This window comes from Candidatus Paracaedibacter symbiosus, from assembly GCF_000757605.1.
In the GTDB taxonomy this organism is placed as follows: domain Bacteria; phylum Pseudomonadota; class Alphaproteobacteria; order Paracaedibacterales; family Paracaedibacteraceae; genus Paracaedibacter_A; species Paracaedibacter_A symbiosus.
The window spans coordinates 1-18,599 of the sequence record NZ_JQAK01000001.1; the positions used below are offsets into that span (position 1 = coordinate 1).

Annotated in this window: 13 protein-coding genes, 2 rRNA genes and 1 pseudogene; 12 read left to right on the top strand and 4 right to left on the bottom strand. The window is 43.1% G+C overall.

Going from position 1 to position 18,599, the window contains the following annotated elements:
- Together IG80_RS0100005 and rrf are read left to right on the top strand one after the other, a co-directional pair.
- Window positions 1–2,682 (top strand): 23S ribosomal RNA (locus IG80_RS0100005); the annotation flags it as partial.
- Window positions 2,683–2,777: 95 nt separating this feature from the next.
- Window positions 2,778–2,892: ribosomal RNA gene (rrf, locus tag IG80_RS0100010) — 5S ribosomal RNA — on the top strand.
- A 771-nt stretch (window positions 2,893–3,663) separates the two neighbouring features.
- On the opposite strand, the gene IG80_RS0100015 is transcribed toward rrf, so the two are convergent.
- The 4 genes and pseudogenes from IG80_RS0100015 to IG80_RS14550 form a co-directional block, all read right to left on the bottom strand.
- Window positions 3,664–4,383 (bottom strand): hypothetical protein, encoded by a 720-nt coding sequence (locus IG80_RS0100015; protein WP_032112074.1) that lies wholly within the window; start codon window positions 4,381–4,383, stop codon window positions 3,664–3,666.
- Window positions 4,368–4,955 (bottom strand): pentapeptide repeat-containing protein, encoded by a 588-nt coding sequence (locus IG80_RS12985; RefSeq protein WP_052045769.1) that lies wholly within the window; start codon window positions 4,953–4,955, stop codon window positions 4,368–4,370. The genes IG80_RS0100015 and IG80_RS12985 overlap by 16 nt, the downstream gene beginning before the upstream one ends.
- A gap of 77 nt (window positions 4,956–5,032) precedes the next feature.
- Window positions 5,033–5,575 (bottom strand): saccharopine dehydrogenase family protein, encoded by a 543-nt coding sequence (locus IG80_RS0100025; protein WP_156961967.1) that lies wholly within the window; start codon window positions 5,573–5,575, stop codon window positions 5,033–5,035.
- Window positions 5,576–5,665: 90 nt separating this feature from the next.
- Window positions 5,666–6,335 (bottom strand): annotated as a pseudogene (locus IG80_RS14550) (IS5 family transposase).
- A 460-nt stretch (window positions 6,336–6,795) separates the two neighbouring features.
- Between IG80_RS14550 and IG80_RS0100040 the strand changes: the two are divergent.
- From IG80_RS0100040 to IG80_RS0100085, 10 genes are all read left to right on the top strand, one after another.
- A complete protein-coding gene (locus IG80_RS0100040; RefSeq protein ID WP_032112076.1) occupies window positions 6,796–7,236 on the top strand; it encodes a division/cell wall cluster transcriptional repressor MraZ in 441 nt (146 codons plus the stop codon).
- Window positions 7,229–8,173: a 16S rRNA (cytosine(1402)-N(4))-methyltransferase RsmH gene (rsmH, locus tag IG80_RS0100045; protein WP_032112077.1), complete on the top strand. Its 945-nt coding sequence runs from the start codon at window positions 7,229–7,231 to the stop codon at window positions 8,171–8,173. The genes IG80_RS0100040 and rsmH overlap by 8 nt, the downstream gene beginning before the upstream one ends.
- A complete protein-coding gene (ftsL, locus tag IG80_RS12995; RefSeq protein ID WP_156961968.1) occupies window positions 8,170–8,571 on the top strand; it encodes a cell division protein FtsL in 402 nt (133 codons plus the stop codon). The genes rsmH and ftsL overlap by 4 nt, the downstream gene beginning before the upstream one ends.
- The gene (locus IG80_RS0100055; protein ID WP_052045773.1) at window positions 8,564–10,309 is read left to right on the top strand and encodes a peptidoglycan D,D-transpeptidase FtsI family protein; all 1,746 of its coding nucleotides are present in this window, start codon (window positions 8,564–8,566) and stop codon (window positions 10,307–10,309) included. The genes ftsL and IG80_RS0100055 overlap by 8 nt, the downstream gene beginning before the upstream one ends.
- A gap of 4 nt (window positions 10,310–10,313) precedes the next feature.
- Window positions 10,314–11,783, top strand: coding sequence for a UDP-N-acetylmuramoyl-L-alanyl-D-glutamate--2,6-diaminopimelate ligase (locus IG80_RS0100060; RefSeq protein ID WP_052045775.1), 1,470 nt, complete (start codon window positions 10,314–10,316; stop codon window positions 11,781–11,783).
- A 108-nt stretch (window positions 11,784–11,891) separates the two neighbouring features.
- Window positions 11,892–13,304, top strand: a complete 1,413-nt coding sequence (locus tag IG80_RS0100065; RefSeq protein ID WP_156961969.1) for a UDP-N-acetylmuramoyl-tripeptide--D-alanyl-D-alanine ligase — start codon at window positions 11,892–11,894, stop codon at window positions 13,302–13,304.
- Window positions 13,305–13,313: 9 nt separating this feature from the next.
- Window positions 13,314–14,402, top strand: coding sequence for a phospho-N-acetylmuramoyl-pentapeptide-transferase (gene mraY, locus IG80_RS0100070; RefSeq protein ID WP_032112078.1), 1,089 nt, complete (start codon window positions 13,314–13,316; stop codon window positions 14,400–14,402).
- A gap of 96 nt (window positions 14,403–14,498) precedes the next feature.
- Complete coding sequence (gene murD / locus IG80_RS0100075; protein ID WP_084755975.1) at window positions 14,499–15,863, top strand: UDP-N-acetylmuramoyl-L-alanine--D-glutamate ligase; 1,365 nt, start codon at window positions 14,499–14,501, stop codon at window positions 15,861–15,863.
- Between the two features lie 166 nt (window positions 15,864–16,029).
- On the top strand, window positions 16,030–17,172 hold the full coding sequence (locus IG80_RS0100080; RefSeq protein ID WP_032112079.1) for an FtsW/RodA/SpoVE family cell cycle protein: 1,143 nt from the start codon (window positions 16,030–16,032) through the stop codon (window positions 17,170–17,172).
- 49 nt (window positions 17,173–17,221) lie between these two features.
- Window positions 17,222–18,565: a sodium:proton antiporter gene (locus IG80_RS0100085; protein WP_052045778.1), complete on the top strand. Its 1,344-nt coding sequence runs from the start codon at window positions 17,222–17,224 to the stop codon at window positions 18,563–18,565.
- Window positions 18,566–18,599: the final 34 nt, after the last annotated feature.

The following is an 18,599-nucleotide window of genomic DNA, read 5'->3' on the forward strand; positions in this document are numbered from 1 at the left end:
AAGCCATGGGGAGGGGCGAGCGCCCGTTGATCCGTGGATTTCCGAATGGGGCAACCCCACCCGCAAGGGTGATCGCCGACTGAATACATAGGTCGGCGAGGCGAACCCGGTGAACTGAAACATCTCAGTAACCGGAGGAAAGGACATCAACCGAGACTCCGTTAGTAGTGGCGAGCGAACGCGGACCAGGCCAGTGGCTTTTTAAGAATAACCAGAACTGTTTGGAAAAGCAGGCAATAATAGGTGATAGCCCCGTATGGGTAAAAACTTAAAAAGTCCTTGAGTAAGGCGGGACACGTGAAATCCTGTCTGAACATGGGGGGACCACCCTCCAAGCCTAAGTACTCCCTAGTGACCGATAGCGTACAAGTACCGTGAGGGAAAGGTGAAAAGAACCCCGACAAGGGGAGTGAAATAGAATCTGAAATCGAATGCCTACAAGCAGCGGGAGCTCCTTTATGGAGTGACCGCGTACCTTTTGTATAATGGGTCAACGAGTTAATCTCTGTAGCAAGCTTAAGCCGTTAGGTGTAGGCGTAGCGAAAGCGAGTCTGAATAGGGCGATGAGTTGCAGGGATTAGACCCGAAACCGAGTGATCTAGCTATGGGCAGGTTGAAGGTGCAGTAACATGCACTGGAGGACCGAACCCACTTCTGTTGCAAAAGCAGGGGATGACCTGTGGCTAGGGGTGAAAGGCCAATCAAACTCGGAAATAGCTGGTTCTCCGCGAAATCTATTGAGGTAGAGCGTTGGGCGATTACTCTCGGGGGTAGAGCACTGAATGGGCTAGGGGGGAGCGATCCTTACCAAACCCAATCAAACTCCGAATACCGAACAGTACAGCCCAGCAGACAGACTATGGGTGCTAAGGTCCATAGTCGAGAGGGAAACAGCCCTAATCGCCATCTAAGGTCCCCAAGTCATGGCTAAGTGGGAAAGGATGTGGGACGACCAAGACAGCCAGGAGGTTGGCTTAGAAGCAGCCATCCTTTAAAGAAAGCGTAACAGCTCACTGGTCTAGATAAGTTATCCTGCGCCGAAAATGTAACGGGGCTAAAGCCATGCACCGAAGATGCGAGTTTGGATTGTGATTACAATCCAAGCGGTAGCGGAGCGTTCTGTAAGCCTGTGAAGGTCGACTCGTGAGAGCGGCTGGAGGTATCAGAAGTGAGAATGCTGACATAAGTAACGTTAAATAGAGTGAAAGACTCTATCGCCGTAAATCCAAGGGTTCCTACGCAATGTTAATCAACGTAGGGTTAGTCGGCCCCTAAGGCGAGGGCGAAAGCCGTAGTCGATGGGAATACAGTTAATATTCTGTAACCTGTGAGAGGTGACGAAGGTCGTAAGTTGTTGGTCCTGATCGGATTGGAACCAGCAGCGAAGAACTTCCAGGAAATAACCCTCACGTATAGACCGTACCCGAAACCGACACTGGTGGATGAGTAGAATATACTAAGGCGCTTGAGAGAATGGTGTTGAAGGAACTCGGCAAATTGATCCCGTAACTTCGGAATAAGGGATGCCTAGTCAAAGGCAACTTCAACTAGGTGGCACAGAATCGGGGGTAGCGACTGTTTAACAAAAACACAGGACTATGCAAAGTCGCAAGACGAAGTATATGGTCTGACGCCTGCCCGGTGCTGGAAGGTTAAGAGGAGGTGTGCAAGCACTGAATTGAAGCCCCAGTAAACGGCGGCCGTAACTATAACGGTCCTAAGGTAGCGAAATTCCTTGTCGGGTAAGTTCCGACCTGCACGAATGGCGTAACGACTTCCCCACTGTCTCCAACACCAACTCAGTGAAATTGGATTCTCCGTGAAGATACGGAGTTCCCGCGGTCAGACGGAAAGACCCCGTGCACCTTTACTACAGCTTTGCAGTGGTATTAGGAATAATATGTGTAGGATAGGTGGGAGCCTATGAAAGCCGGGCGCCAGTTCGGTGGGAGGCAATCTTGAAATACCACCCTTATTGTTCTTGATATCTAACTGAGGCCAGTTATCCTGGTCCAGGACCCTGCATGGTGGGTAGTTTGACTGGGGCGGTCGCCTCCGAAAGAGTAACGGAGGCGCGCAATGGTAGGCTCAAGTTGGTCGGAAATCAACTGTTGAGTGCAATGGCATAAGCCTGCCTGACTGTAAGACACACATGTCGAACAGAGACGAAAGTCGGTCATAGTGATCCGGTGGTTCCTCATGGAAGGGCCATCGCTCAACGAATAAAAGGTACGCCGGGGATAACAGGCTGATCTCCCCCAAGAGTCCACATCGACGGGGAGGTTTGGCACCTCGATGTCGGCTCATCACATCCTGGGGCTGAAGCAGGTCCCAAGGGTTCGGCTGTTCGCCGATTAAAGTGGTACGTGAGCTGGGTTCAGAACGTCGTGAGACAGTTCGGTCCCTATCTGCCGTGGGTGTTCGATACTTGAGAGAACCTGTCCCTAGTACGAGAGGACCGGGATGGACGTACCTCTGGTGTATCGGTTGTAGCGCCAGCTGCATCGCCGAGTAGCTACAGTACGGACGAGATAACTGCTGAAAGCATCTAAGCAGGAAACTCATCTCAAAACTAGGTATCGCCATTAGAGCCGTGATAGACCATCACGTTGATAGGGTGGATGTGTAAGCTCAGTAATGAGTTCAGCTAACCACTACTAATAGCTCAATTGGCTTGATTTACTCAACCACGTTTACCCACACCCAGGTAATGTCAATAGAAAAATTGATTTTTTCATCACAATTATCCAATTCTATACTAAAGGGTATAGAGTTGGCTTGGTAGTCATAGCGAGGGGAAAACACGCGATCCCATCCCGAACTCGACCGTTAAGACCCTCCGCGCCAATGATACTTGGGCTTAAGTCCTGGGAAAGTAGGTCGCTGCCAAGCTTACTCTATATCCTTTTTCTGTTCCTTCTCTTCTTCCTTTTTTTCTTCTTTTACATTTACATTGCTTTATTTGTTTTCTTCTTCCACCCTGTTAAGTTAATGGTAAAACTGTCGCTTTTTCAGATAAATCATTTTAATTTTAATTATGAGGAAGTCATTTCTTTGGTTCTTTTGCTTTTTGATTGGGGGTTTTAATTTAAATCGATAACTAATTTGATATGGATTACCTCCCATTTCCCAATGGCTTTAACAGTCGCCAACATACTCTACAGTGCCCTCTATTTAGCAAGCGAAACTGATCCCGCCATAGATAATACTGGGACTGGCTGATCCCATGCTCATTACAATAGTGTGGCCACTGATTGTTCTCTCTGCCCTAAGAGGACAATCAGAGCCTTCTTCTCAACTTGCCCATTGTCCCCGTTGCATCTTCCTCCTCCTGTTGGTGTTTAAATCAACAGAAAGAATCCTTTATTTCAACCTTTTTCCAAACTGGGGTAGTATATCCATACCTAAAATGGATATTCTACAGTTCTATCAAGATGACACTTTAAATAATCATGCCGAATGAAAGAGACAGAGAATCAGAATTATCTTACGAAGTTACTCCCCTAACATATTATAAATGATCCCTGTCTCATCCTTGCAAGTGATCATCTTACAAAGTTCCTGTCAACATACAAGTATCAAAGCCATTGGGAATCCAATGCTGGGTGGGAAATTGTAGAATTGTAGCTTCTCACTTTGCTTATTCAAATGTTATAAAATCTTTTAAAGTAAATACAGCCCTTTTTTTGGCCTTTTAAGTTTTGCAGTGCTAGTAAGTTTTACCGTTTGATCTGAAGGAATTGTAATTAATTTTGGGTTCTTAAAGGGCGGATTTGTGCCATAAAAATTGAGAGTTTTATGAAAGCTTCCTTTTTTATTTTTTACTATTTTATCATATTGAGTACCTTTAAGAATAATCTTCCAGCCCCCTTCCTTGTTTATAGGATAAATTGCATGTATATAAGGCTGTAGCTTTTTGCTCAATAAATATCGGCCACATGAGCTCCACAAAACTCCCATTTCACCTTTAGGATTATGAAGTCCTCTTCCCGTAATAATTTCTATAGCGTACATTTTATGACTGCTAAATTTCTTAACGAAATCATTAATCCATTGGCATTTTAAGGCTATAGATGCTTTTCCATGAAGATCAAGGGTAGGATAGAAAGGCTCTCTTCGCCGGGATACATTATCTTTATCTTCATTTTTTAGAAAAATTATTAAAGCATGATCCTTGCAGATAGGTATCACCTTCTTAACTGAAGTTTTGAAAAGGGGAGCTTTTAGAAAGATTAAGCACTCTCTAGCTTTATCTGCTTGAAGTTCTACGAGAGGATAAGTGGATAGTTCCTTTACAATATTATCGTCAATCTCAAATGAACGGAAATCTAGAATAGTATATTCTCTTCCCTCTTTATATAAGCTATTTAATTTTTTCTGCAAATATGTATGAACAGTTTGCAAAGTTGGAATTTTCTTAATAGAAATAGAAGGAGCATCACCTGTAAGAAATTTTTTTTAATATTATAAACTCTTTGTTCTTCTATTAATTTATTTAAGATCTCTCTTCTATCTTCAAATAGGGTGCCTTTCGCTGAACGGACGGAATGATATTCTATACAGAGCAAGCTAGCTCCTTTAAATATTGCCCCATTAATATTTGCATCTGTAAAATCTGCCCATTTTAATTTTGCACGGGAAAAGTCTGCTTTTGGCATTTCAGCATAGCTAAATATCGCTCTTGATAAATTTGCCTCTGAGAAATTTACCCCCTTTAAATTTGCTCTGGAAAAATTAGCATCTTTAAATTTTAGGCCTTGAAGGTTTGCTCCTTGCAAGTTAAAACCTACAGCATAAACGGCCTGCCCTTTACGTATTTGTTCATGCAAATTTACCAAATCATCGTCTTTCTCCATCGCCCAGGCGGATAAAGAGAGAAAAATAGAAAAAGAAAATATAATTTGCGAGATAAAAGCTTTATGAATTATGCTAATAAAATGGCAATGGTAAAGCATAAGACGCCTCCTAAATTTTGATTATTCTATGCTTTCATAGATCGACAATAAACTTCTTGGTTAAAATAAAATAATCATTAACAGGGAGGGTTTTGGTTATTTAACTCTTTTTCAACTTTTGTTATTACTGTGATTAAACGGGTATGGGGAATTGTAAAGGAAAAATCCGGCCCGAAGACAGTTACCAGTGTCTGGAAACCAGGCTTGAATTTGCCATCTAGTACCTGACGCACTGCCTCAACCGCTGATAAAGGCGTATATGAATAGCCATTGAGTATTTCCATGACATCATAGGATTTAAAGCCATCAGAAACAGCAACCTCAGCAAGCACTTTTGCAGGATTGCTTGCTTTCTCATCTTCCCCTGGCCCATCCGGCAGTTCAAGAACATCACCTTCAGGGAAAGCTGCGCCAGTAGCATCCACGAACATCGGGATATCAGTTGAATGCCATGCGGTGATAAGGTCCCCAAAGGATAAGGGGAGGCAACTTACGGCGCCAGTTCCGAAATCGAATTTGGCGGGTTGTGCTTCAGAAATGGGGATGATTTTTCCATCTTTTCGGATTAGGGTTCCCAACTTCATAATTTCCTGTGCGCTAATTGCTGATCCGCGTGACATTGACCCCGGCACCTGCATAACAATCCGAAGGATCTGGGCATTGTTGCGCAAATAGGACGAAAGAATAAAGTCCCCCTTTTCCCGTATTTATTAGATTTTAACTGATTCCGGCATGCCAAGATTAGTAAAAGTGTTCATGATGAAACACCTAAGATGTAATCCCGCACCAGCAATAAGCTCTTTTACTTTTGTTGCATCAGCCTGCATAAGGTGAGTCTCTAAGCAGGATCGATCATCTGTTAAATGACTTGTCATTATCCGAGAAACAATTAATCCCTTGCTGTTAATGCCAAGATGAAGCTTACGCCAGACTTTGCGTTTGTACTGTTTGCCATATTTTTTTTCGAGCGATTCACTTTCTCCAAATACTTTAATACCTGTACTATCAATGACAAGATGACCAGGTTCATCCATTTTTTCTAATTGGCGCGTGATTAAAGGGACAGTCCCTCGGCGTGATAGTCTCGTATAATTGGGAACATCCAATTGAAGGCCAAGGAGATGAAACAATGACTTGACTAACCCTTGAGCTTGCCTAAGTTTTTATTTAAAGATGAGCCTTAATGTTAGCACTAGTGTAATGGCATGATCAGAATAGTGAAGGGGCCGCCCTTTTTTAGGAATAGGAGATTTTTGCGCGTACCACTTATGGTGAAGATCCTTACAAAGCCATAAAGTGAGATCTCCTCTGTTTATTAAAGCTTGATTATAATCTGGTATTAATAGCGCCTGAGCGCCTAATACGTTCTTTATAAGGCATAGATCATCCTTTTTTATTTTAAAAACGATACTTCCATTTACCTTTTAATGACAACTTTTTCTATTTAAGCAACAAAGAAGACAAAAATGAATTGTTTTTTAACGAAGTCGATTCCAAAGGAATAATATTCAACGTTCATAAATTTAAAGGCGATGAGCCAATAAATCCCAAGTACTTAAAGTTCTTTTAATCCGGCTTTAGCCATGTGTTTGGTTTAACAGAAGAATATTTCTCCACGGCTGTAAGAAGCTGTTTTGATTGATTTAGCTATCTCCTGAATTTCAGCGGGCACCCTTAGATTTCTATAAGAATGGAAGGGGCTTGGGAAAATTTGTTTACTCTTTGTAAATTTTTGTATTTTTCTTTTAGTTTTGAATATGTTCCCATTGACTCCCATCTCATCCCATGATATCCCATACATAAGGACCATTCTTTGTGGCTGGTTTTTGTGTGAGGTAGTATGGCACTTTTTTTATCAAACACTATTAATAAAATAGATAAAAAAGGACGAGTTTCTGTGCCTGCTTCTTTTCGTGCCGTTTTGCAAACTCAAGAGTCTCCTGGTGTAGTATTGTTTCGTTCTCTTCATCAACCGATTGTTGAGGGATGTAGCTTTGAGCGAATGATGCAATTAAGTCAGCAGTATGATTCGTTAAGTTTGGAACCAACGGCAACACAAAACAACTATCAATCTTTTATTTTTGCTGAGGCTCAATTGCTAAGTTTTGATGCAGAAGGACGCATCTCCATCCCGCCAAGTTTATTGGAACATGCCAGTATTGTTGATCAAATCGCTTTTGTAGGCCGAGGCGCAACTTTTGAGTTGTGGAATCCTGAACAATTTAAAGCACACCATGAGGAGCTAAGAAACAAACTCCAACAGGGAGGTAGTAATGAGTAATAGCCATATTCCTGTTCTGCTATCTGAAATGTTGAATGCTCTTAACATACGAGATCAGGCAACCTATCTTGATGCCACTTTTGGTGGTGGTGGATATTCTGAGGCGATTTTAAAATCTGCAGATTGCCAGGTTTTTGCTCTTGATCGGGATCCTGAAGCAATTGCGCGGGGTAAATTGCTGGAGCAAAAATATCCACACCGCTTTAGGATTTTTGAGGGATGTTTTTCAGATTTATTCCAGTTGGCGGCAACCAATTTTTGGGAAAAGTTTGATGGCATTGTTTTTGATTTCGGTGTTTCATCTTTTCAAATTGATCAACCTGAGCGGGGATTTTCTTTTCGTTTTGAGGGGCCTTTAGATATGCGGATGTCATCTTCTGGTCTTTCAGCTGCTGAGGTTGTGAACACTTTTGAAGAAGAAGATATTGCTAACATCATTTACAGATATGGGGAGGAGCGAAAATCGCGACGCATTGCGAATGCTATAGTCCGGCGTCGGTTGGAAAAACCGTTTACAACCACAGCGGATCTCGCTTCACTTATCGAAAAAATTTTAGGGCGCAAATTTGGCGCTCAACACCCAGCCACGTTAACCTTTCAAGCCTTGCGCATTTTTGTAAATAATGAGTTAATAGAAGTAGAGTCTGGCTTAAGTTTTGCTGAATTATATTTGAAACCAAAAGGGCGGTTGGTGACAGTCACATTTCATTCCTTAGAAGATAGGATTGTCAAGACATTTGTGCGCGCGCGGACTTCACGGGTGAAAGGTCAGTCGCGTCTATTACCTGGCGAAATGGCAACAAATCAACCTTTATTCAAAGACCTTTTTCCGAAGGGAATCGCGCCGTCAGATGGTGAGATTGAAGCAAATCCACGCTCGAGATCATCTCGTCTTCGGGTAGTAGAACGGTTGTATGTCAGCGAGGTGGAATCGTGAGACGCTCAACCTTATTCGTTGTTTTAATGACTTCCGTTGTGGGGTTTGGTTTATTTCAGCTAAAATATGAGGTAATGAAACTCGAGGGGCAGCATAAAACTATTCACCACTCTCTCAAAAAATCGGAAGAAGCCATCTCTATTTTGAATGCGGAATGGTCCCATTTGACGAGTCCAGAAAGATTACAAAAACTAGCCGATAAGCACTTGGAAATTGTGCCTGTTTCAGGTAAGCAACTTGTCTCCCTCCGTCAGGTTACCGGTGAGTGCGAAGCAAATCAAACAGTTGGAATTCAAAATAGATTTGCCCTAGATCAACTGGTCTCCAATGTCCTTGATGATGAGGGGAGGGCTGCTTTGTCGCTTGACGATATACTTGGAGGTATTGACAGTGAGTAGCAATGGGCGCTCTGTCAGGCGATTATTGAATCGCTCAGTTCAAATCTTGGCGCATCATTTAAATTCCTGGCAGCAGCTGATGCATGACAAATCGGTGCTGGAAATGGCACGTAATCGCACCTTAGTGATGGGGGGTGTCTTTTGTCTGGCATTTTTGCTAGTTACCATTCGGTTGTTTGATGTGATGGTTTTGCATTCCCATAATGACGAGATGGTTGAGGATGTCATCTTAGCAGAGCAAGATACGTCCCATCGCGCAGATATCGTTGATCGTAATGGTGAAATTTTGGCCACCCACTTAGTGACTGCTTCGGTTTATGCTAATCCGAAGGTCATTCTTAATGCTGAAGATGCCGCCTTAAAGCTATCAACGTTGATGCCAGATTTAGATTATGAAACTGTCCTGAAAAAGTTAAAGTCAGATAAAGGTTTCATCTGGATTGTGCGTCACATCCCCCCTAAACTACAACATGAAATGAATCTTTTGGGTATTCCTGGCGTGTATTTACAAAAGGACCAACGGCGTGTTTATCCCCATGGTAATTTAGTTTCTCACGTGCTTGGGTATTGCGGTATTGATAATTTAGGTTTAGCTGGAATTGAAAAACAATTTGATGTGCGCTTGCGCAAAGATAGTAAGCCGCTGCAGTTAGGGCTTGATGTTCGGGTTCAGCACATTGTGCGGGACGAATTAAGTAAAGCGGTGCTGGAATTCCGTGCCGAAGGGGCAAATGCAATGGTGATGGAGGTGGAAACTGGTGAAATCCTTGCGATGGTGTCCTTGCCTGATTATGATCCCAACCTCCCCAATCAAAACGCAGTTGAAGCAACCTTTAATAAAAATACGCTTGGCATTTACGAATCAGGTTCAGTTTTTAAAATCTTTAACACGGCAATTGCGTTGGAATCGGGTAAAGCAAAACTTGCTACTTTATATGATGCGAGTGCGCCAATTCGGGTTGGCTCCAAGAAAATCACTGACTTTAAAGGGAAAAATCGTCCCTTGGAAGTGCGCGAAGTCTTTATTTATTCTTCCAACATTGGCTCGGCCAAAATGGCGTTAGATTTTGGAAGTGAAATGCAGCGTCAGTATTTAGGGCGATTGGGACTTCTATCTGCCCCCATGCTGGAATTGCCAGAGATTGGAGCGCCCCTCGTTCCAAAAACCTGGAGCGATGTCACCACAATGACCGTCTCCTATGGGTATGGTATCGCGGTTAGTCCCCTCATGCTGGTCGATGCTGTGCGTACGGTTATTACAGGGATTAAGAAATTTTCAGCAACAATGTTGAAACGGGATCCAAGTACGCTTGATCAGGTGGAGGGGCAACAAATTATTTCGCCTAAAACAGCGGAACATATACGCAATTTAATGCGTCTAGTTGTAACCGAAGGAACGGCTAAAAAGGCCGATGTGCCTGGCTATGAAGTTTTTGGTAAAACGGGGACAGCTCATCGAAACAAGGGCCGATCTGGTTATAATAATAGCCGCCGGACCACATTTATTGGGGCTTTCCCAAAGTCTAATCCAAAATATATTTTAATTCTTTTCATGGATGATCCAAAGCCAACAAAAGAAACTTACGGATATGCAACAGGTGGCTGGACGGCGGCGCCCGTTTCTGGCAGAATCATCTCACGAATGGCACCCCTGTTAGATGTACAACCAGTGTTTGATGACAATCAAGGGGATCATTTGGGAGGCTCCATAATACCGATTAGTCATAAAATACAATAAAACGATGAACCAAAGTAACTTATTAAAAGATAATGTAAATTTTAGCCTAGCAGCAAAGACTTTCGCAGGGATAAAGAATGATTCAAGGCAGGTAAAAACCGGCGATCTATTTGTTGCTATTACGTGTGATGATGTGATTTCTCATGTGATTTTAGCGTTGAAAAACGGCGCTGCTGGCGTGGTGATTGAATCTGGGATTTTAGTGCAAAATGAATCTCGACTTCCAAAAGCACTTTATATTCCCGTTGAAAACACGAGACAAGCGCTAAGTGAGTTAGCGCAGCTGTTTTATCCTAAGCAGCCTAAGGCAATTGCGGCCGTGACAGGGACAAACGGCAAAAGTTCTGTGGCGACATTTGTGCGGCAAATCTGGGGGCTTTTTGGATTAAAGGCTGCAAGTTTTGGTACGTTAGGGTTGGAATTGACGCAAAATCATCCGCCAGAAATCTCCTTACCAAAGTTGACAACACCGGATGCAATTTCGTTGCATCAACTTTTGCAGGCCCTGCATGAGGCCGAGATTAACCACTTTATTTTTGAGGCCTCTAGCCATGGTCTTGATCAATATCGCCTCCATGGCGCCAAAGTGACTGTGGCTGCTTTTACGAATCTAACTCAGGATCATCTAGATTATCACGGCAGTATGGAAGCCTATTTTGAAGCAAAATCAAAGCTATTCACTGAAGTGTTGACGGCTGAAGGGACAGCTGTAATCAATCTAGACTCATCCTATGCACAATCATTGATACTTCTAACCAAGTCACGGGGTATCAAGGTTGTGACTTACGGGATAGAGACCCCAGCTGATGTGATGGCAAGAAACATTTCCCTTCATAATCACGATATTGAGTTTGACATCGTAACACAAGATAAGATCTGGGAGGCAATTCGGATACCGGTTGTCGGCAATTTCCAGGTTGAAAATATTCTCTGCGCTATTGGTATGGTTATGGCGGAAGGAATCACCCTTGATGCTATTATGAATGTCTTGCCCCATTTAACCAGCGCCCTTGGGCGGATGCAATTGGCAGGAACGACCACATCAGGCGCGGCAATTTATGTCGATTACGCCCACACTCCTGATGCATTGATTCGTGCTTTGCAGGCGTTAAAGGACCATTTGCCAGAGGAAGGAAAACTCCACGTGGTCTTTGGTTGCGGTGGTAATCGGGATACTGGAAAACGCGCATCCATGGGTGAAGCTGCCAATGAATGTGCCGATGTTGTTTTTGTAACAGATGATAATCCGCGTCTGGAAGATCCTAGTTTTATTCGGGCTCAGGTCTTAAGTCATTGTCCAAAGGGACAAGAAGTAGCAGATCGCTTTGTTGCCATTTCCCAGGCAATCCAAGGGTTGGGTCCCCAAGATATACTCCTTATTGCTGGGAAGGGACATGAAATAGGTCAGATTATTCGCAATGATGTGATTCCCTTTGATGATGTTCAGGTAGTGCGCCAGATTTTAGGAAGTTAACAATTATATATTTTCAGAGGGGATGGTCGTGCTAAATTTGAATTGCCTCCCTTAAGGAGAATCCAAAGCGAATTCTCTGAGGGCAAAGAAGGTCAAAAAGGAACCAACATGGTAGTATGGACTGGGATAGAGCTTAACGAGATTTTTGGAACCACATTAGATCCTAAGTTAGAGATTACGGGTGTTTCCATTGACTCCAGAACAATACAAGCTGGTGATTTATTCGTGGCACTTCAAGGTGTTTCGCAGGATGGTCACTTATTTGTAGAACAAGCTGTTCAAAATGGTGCTGCTGTTGTTCTTGTTTCTAAAGAAATAGCTGGGCTTAATTGTCCACAAATTGTTGTATTTGATACTTTGCGAGCTTTGCGAGAAATGGCTGAATTTGCCCGCATGCGAAGCCTGGCAACTATCATTGCTATTACAGGAAGTGTTGGCAAAACCTCGACCAAAGAAATTTTGGCGCATGTCTTAGAAGTTTTTGGTGATGTCAGTTTTTCTGCTGCGAGCTTTAATAATCATTGGGGGGTCCCTTTAAGTTTAGCGCGTCTTCCTAAAGAGGCTAAATTTGGTGTTTTTGAAGTTGGAATGAATCATGCCGGCGAAATTGCGCCTCTAGCCGCGCTCATTAAACCCCATATTAGTGTAATCACCTCAATTGTGCCGGCTCACATTGGTAATATGGGCAGTATGCAGGCAATTGCGACAGAAAAAGCAGCAATTTATTCAGGATTAGTCGCTGGAGGAACAGCAATTATTCCCTGTGATACGGAATTTTATACCTTTTTGTCTAGCGTTGCGGCTGAGTACTCACCAAAACAGATCCTTGGGTTTGGGGAATCAGATGCCGCAGACGTGCGTCTATTGAATTATCGTTCTAATGAGTGTGGTGGTATGGTTGATATCAGCATTGAGGGAGAAGAGCTGCAGTATATTTTTCCTCTGCGAGGGCGACATTTTGCGGTGAATAGCTTGTCAGTTATTTCTGTAGCGATTTCTTTAAACCTTGATGTGAATGAGGTTTGCGCACGGTTAGAGACAATGCCAGCTATTAAAAATCGGGGCGAGATTTATGAACTTGAGATTGATGGCAAAAAAGTAACCTTGATTGATGACGCCTATAATGCCAATTTAGTTTCAATGAAAGCTGGAATTGATGTGCTGATGGAATATTCCTGGTCCCATCGGGGGCGTCGCATTGCTGTGTTAGGCGAAATGTTGGAATTAGGGAATTACGCAACACCACATCACAAAGAATTGGGACGTTATTTAGAGGCGCATGAAGTGGATCTTGTCTACTTGACAGGGGGGGAAGCAATGCAGCAATGTCTTGTGGTTTTGCCGGAAGTCAAGCAACATGTTTGCGTGCGCAACCCCTTAGACCTAGTGCCGTCATTAAGACGCGACTTGCAAAATGGTGATGTGATTTTAGTCAAAGGATCCAAAGGAAGTCGTGTAAGTTTAGTTGTGGATGAACTTTTGAAAGCTGCCTCTATTAAAAATAAAATTTATGCATGTTAGAGACAATTTATGTTTTATTACTTTTTAGCTCCGCTTGCCTCGGAATCTGGATTTTTTAATCTATTTCGCTATTTAACATTTCGAACTGTGGCCGCCATCTTAACGGCTCTGTTCATCGGCATGTTTTTAGGGAGCCCTCTTATTAGGTGGTTGAAAAGTAGGCAGGGGAGTGGCCAGCCAATTCGCCTTGATGGTCCACAAACTCATTTGTTAACCAAGCAAGGGACGCCCACCATGGGGGGGCTGCTGATTTTGATTTCGCTGACCATTAGCACCTTACTATGGGCAAATATTCAAAACCATTATATTTGGGTTGTATTATTGGTAACTATTGGGTTTGGGGGAATAGGGGCTTATGACGATTATTTAAAGCTCACGAAACGCAGCTCTGATGGTTTACCTGGTCGACTTAAGATTTTAGGTCAAGCCGTTATTTCGCTCATCGCCACCCTCTCTATTGTGTATTTAAATCAAGGGCATAATGCAACGATTTTAAGTTTTCCTTTCTTTAAAGAATTAACGTTAGATCTTGGCATTTTCTTTTATCTATTCTCTATTTTTGTGATTATTGGTTCATCCAATGCAGTTAACTTGACTGATGGTCTTGATGGGTTGGCGATTGTACCGGTGATGATTGCAACATTTTGTTTTGCACTCATTGCCTATCTTGTTGGTAACTCTGTCTTTTCAGCTTATTTGCAAATCCCACACGTTCCCAATGCTGGTGAAATATCGGTATTTTGTGGTGCCTTAATTGGAGCAGGACTTGCGTTTTTATGGTTTAATGCTCCTCCAGCAAAAGTCTTTATGGGGGATACAGGTTCTCTTGCTGCTGGCGGTGCCCTTGGCATTGTCAGTATCATCACAAAACATGAAATTGTGCTTGCCATTATTGGGGGATTGTTTGTGATTGAGGCCTTTTCAGTCATCATGCAGGTTGGTTATTATAAGATGACTAAGAAACGCATTTTTTTGATGGCGCCCATTCACCATCATTTTGAGAAAAAAGGTTGGGCTGAATCAACAGTTGTGGTGCGTTTTTGGATTATCGCCGCGGTGTTAGCCTTAATTGGGCTATCTACTCTCAAACTTCGTTAAAGGTAATTTTCCCACTTATGGAGAGGTGTCATTATACTTGTGTCCCCATCTGGAGAGCTATATAGTAATTTTAGCGTGTAAAAAAGGTCCCTCTAAATGTCTGTGTATCCTGTTAAGGCTAAAAAAATTGTCGTGTTTGGCCTAGCACGCTCTGGTCTTGCAGCTGTCTCGTGGTTGCTGGAAAGAGGGGCGGTGCCAATTGCTGTAGATGCCGATTCTGAAAAGCAAAAGCAAGCATTAACGTTAGGCGCAACAGTAGTATCGGCAGAACATATTTTTTGGGATGAAGTCGCCGCTGTCATTCAAAGTCCCGGGATTCCCTTAACTCATCCACTATCACGGCGGGCGCTCGAGTTGAATATCCCCGTTATCAGTGATTGTGAGTTATTTCGCCAAGCTAATCCTGAGGCGATAATTGTTGGTATAACGGGAACAAATGGTAAATCCACCACAACAGCGCTTATTGGCCATATATTAAAGACAGCAGGCTATGAAGTAGCTATTGGTGGCAATATTGGCATTTCTGTTTTGTCTTTGCCTAAGTTGAGTCCGCGAGGAATTTACGTGCTGGAGCTTTCCTCATATCAACTAGAGCTTTCGAAAAATCTTAATATTAATGTGGTTGCTTGGCTCAATATTAGTGAGGATCATTTGGAACGCCATGGAACGATCGAGCAATATATACAGGCAAAATACAAGATTTTTCATCATGTAAAGGATACGCCGAAGGCTGTGATAGGAGTGGATGATTCCTATTCTGAAGAGGTGTATTACAAACACAGCCAAATTTCCTCGAATGTTACATTTTCTGTTTCGTGCGAACGGCGGGTGGGAAATGGACTTTGGGTGGATGGGAACAAGCTCATGCAGCTTGAAGGGGATCTTGTGAGAGAACTTGCTGATCTAAGCAGTTATCCTCGCTTACAAGGAAAGCATAATTATCAGAATGCGGCTGTTGCTTGGGGGGTGTGTTTGCAGCTTGGGCTAGAGTCGGCCGAAATTCTAAAAGGTATAGCCACATTTCCCGGGCTTCACCATCGCCAGGAGTGGGTAGCAGAGATCGATAATGTTGTGTTTATCAACGATAGTAAGGCGACAAATGCCAATGCGGCGTCAAAAGCGCTCTCGGTTTACGATCAAATTTATTGGATTGCTGGGGGAGTTCCTAAGAGTGATGGCATTCAGAGTCTAGCTCCCTATTTCCCTAAGATTCGCGAAGCTTTTCTTTTTGGGCAGGCAGAAGCTGAGTTTGCCGTCACAATCGGTGATCAGGTTCCGCATCACCTCTGTAATACCTTGGATGTAGCGGTGGCACGTGCTTTTGCTGCGGCTAAAAATGCGGGTGATAGACAAGCAATTATTCTCTTTTCACCGGCTTGTGCCAGCTTTGATCAATTTAAAGATTTCGAACATCGAGGCTCTATATTTAAAGAGCTGGTGAAGAAGTTATACACATCATGACTGAAACGACAAATTTCTCCCTATTGATGTATGGGCTCAATTTTATCTTGGCACTCCTTAAAGAGGGCCAACCATTCGCGTCACTCCCAAATAAAAGTCGCCGCCAATCTCGATGGTATAAATCCACATTTTCAAACATGATGCGCATAAAGGAACAATAATCTATATGCTAAGAGATTCATTTTCAAGAAAAGATACCAGCGTTATTGGTCGTTGGTGGTGGACAGTTGATCGATGGTCGTTGGCGGCTATTACGATTATTATGGTTTTAGGAATTCTCTTAAGCTTTGCCGCTAGCCCACCTGTTGCTGATCGTCTCAATTTAGGGGGATTTTTCTTTGTCAAACGCCATATCTTTATGATTATTCCAGCTGTTGCCATTATGTTTGTTGTCTCGTTGTTGACCCCTCGTTCTTTAAGACGCATGGCTGTCTTAATGTATATTGGTGGGATTGGTTTGTTAATCGTTACCTTGTTGAGTGGCGCTGAAGTTAAAGGAGCCCGACGTTGGATAAGCATCGGTAGCTTTTCTATCCAGGCCTCAGAATTTATTAAGCCAGCTTTTGCAGTGGTTGCGGCTTGGATGCTTTCTGAAAAACTCAAAATTGCCCGATTTCCCGGACTGAGCATCTCTTTTGTCCTGCTGCTGATTCCAGTTAGCTTGCTCTTGATGCAGCCAGATTTAGGGATGACCATTGTTATGGTGAGTACTTTGGTTGGGCAGTTATTCATTGCGGGAATCCCACTCTTATGGATTGGTTGCACTGTTATCATTGGTCTGGTTGGGATGCTTGGCGCTTATTGTTTTTTGCCTCACGTAGCCAGGCGTTTTGACCAGTTTCTTGACCCCGCGTCGGGTGATCCAAAGCATGATCTTTATCAGGTAACGCAGTCGCTCGAAGCCTTTAAAAATGGTGGAATTCTGGGGCGCGGGCCAGGGGAAGGTATCATTAAAAAACATATTCCCGATGCTCATGCTGACTTTGTTTTTGCTGTCGCAGGCGAGGAATTTGGCCTCTTTGTCTGTCTCTTTTTAGTCGGCCTTTTTGCTTTTGTGGTGGTGCGAACATTTTTGCGAGTGATTAATGATCAAAGTCTTTTTGTAATTTTAGCAACGTCAGGAGTGATTCTCCAATTTGGGATGCAGGCAGTGATTAATATGTCATCCACGTTGCATATCATTCCGACCAAAGGAATGACAATGCCTTTTGTTAGCTATGGAGGATCATCGATGGTCGCTCTTGGCATTGGCATTGGAATGGTTCTCTCTTTGACAAGAAAAAGGCACGGGATGACAGATGTTATATAATATGTCGACCGCCGCTTTATCCTATAAATAACGAGATGCAGGCTTTTTGATGATGACTTTTACAGATCAGCTTTGTGAGTTTTTATATGCCATTCCATTTGTGGGAATGTTGTTGTCTATCGCTTTAGGGCCAACATTAGTGCCTAAATTTTGGCATCAGCATTATTTTAAAATCGCTCTAGGATGGGTTGTAATTTGTATCACTTCACTGTGTTGGCATTTTGATATGCTTATTGTTTTGGGGGATCTGAAGCATACGATTTTGCATGATTATCTGCCTTTCGTTATCTTAATCGGAACCCTGTTTGTCATCACGAGCGGCATTCATATCAACATTGCGGGAGAGGCAACACCGCTTACCAATGTGGTGGCGTTAGCTATTGGAGGGGTGCTGGCAAGTTTTATCGGGACGACGGGAGCAGCGATGCTGTTGATTCGACCCATTATTCGCCTGAACGCCTATCGTCTTAAAAAAGTTCATGTGGTTGTTTTTTTTATCTTTATTGTCGCTAATATTGGAGGGACCCTAACACCTCTTGGTGATCCACCGCTGTTTTTGGGATATTTAAAAGGGGTGAGTTTTACCTGGACAGCGGAGAACCTTGTTCTGCCGTGGGCAGTGGTAATTATTCCCCTATTGGTGATATTTTATGCCTTTGATCGCTATTTCTTTGAGCGGGAACCGGCGAGTGAAGTCATTGAAATGGAAGATGGTGAGCCTAAAATTCAAATTACTGGTCTCGTGAACTTGATTCCCCTTGTCGGCGTTGTGCTAACAGTTTGGTTGAGTGGGATCTGGGTGGATTCACCAACTCTGTTGGCAATTGATGTAAAAGCAACACATGCTTTGCGTGATGTATTGCTGGTAATGTTTGGGATTATGTCGTGGGTGTTGACGCCTGTTTCTATCCACCGCGAAAATGACTTTTCTTGGGAACCTTTTGTCGAAGTTGCTAAAATCTTTATAGCCATATTTATCACCATTATTCCGGTGATTGCGATGTTGCATTCGGGGCTTGATGGGCCGTTTACTCAGTTATTAATCCAGGCGAATCCCAATGGCAATCCTGATAATCACTTTTATTTCTGGGTAACTGGATTACTCTCTGCCTTTTTAGACAATGCTCCCACTTATCTTGTCTTTTTCCATATGGCAGGGGGGGAAGCTGCTGTTTTGATGACAACCATGAGCAAGACGCTGGTTGCCATTTCGTGTGGCTCTGTTTTTATGGGGGCTTTAAGTTATATTGGGAATGCTCCTAACTTTATGATCCGTTCTATCGCCGAAAAACAAGACATCAAAATGCCAAGCTTTTTAGGATATATGGCCTGGTCTTTTGCCATCCTCATTCCTTTGTTCTTGGCTTTGGATTATCTTTATTTTGTAAGATAGCGGGAATCTTGCTCGTCTCTCAAACTCAGGATAG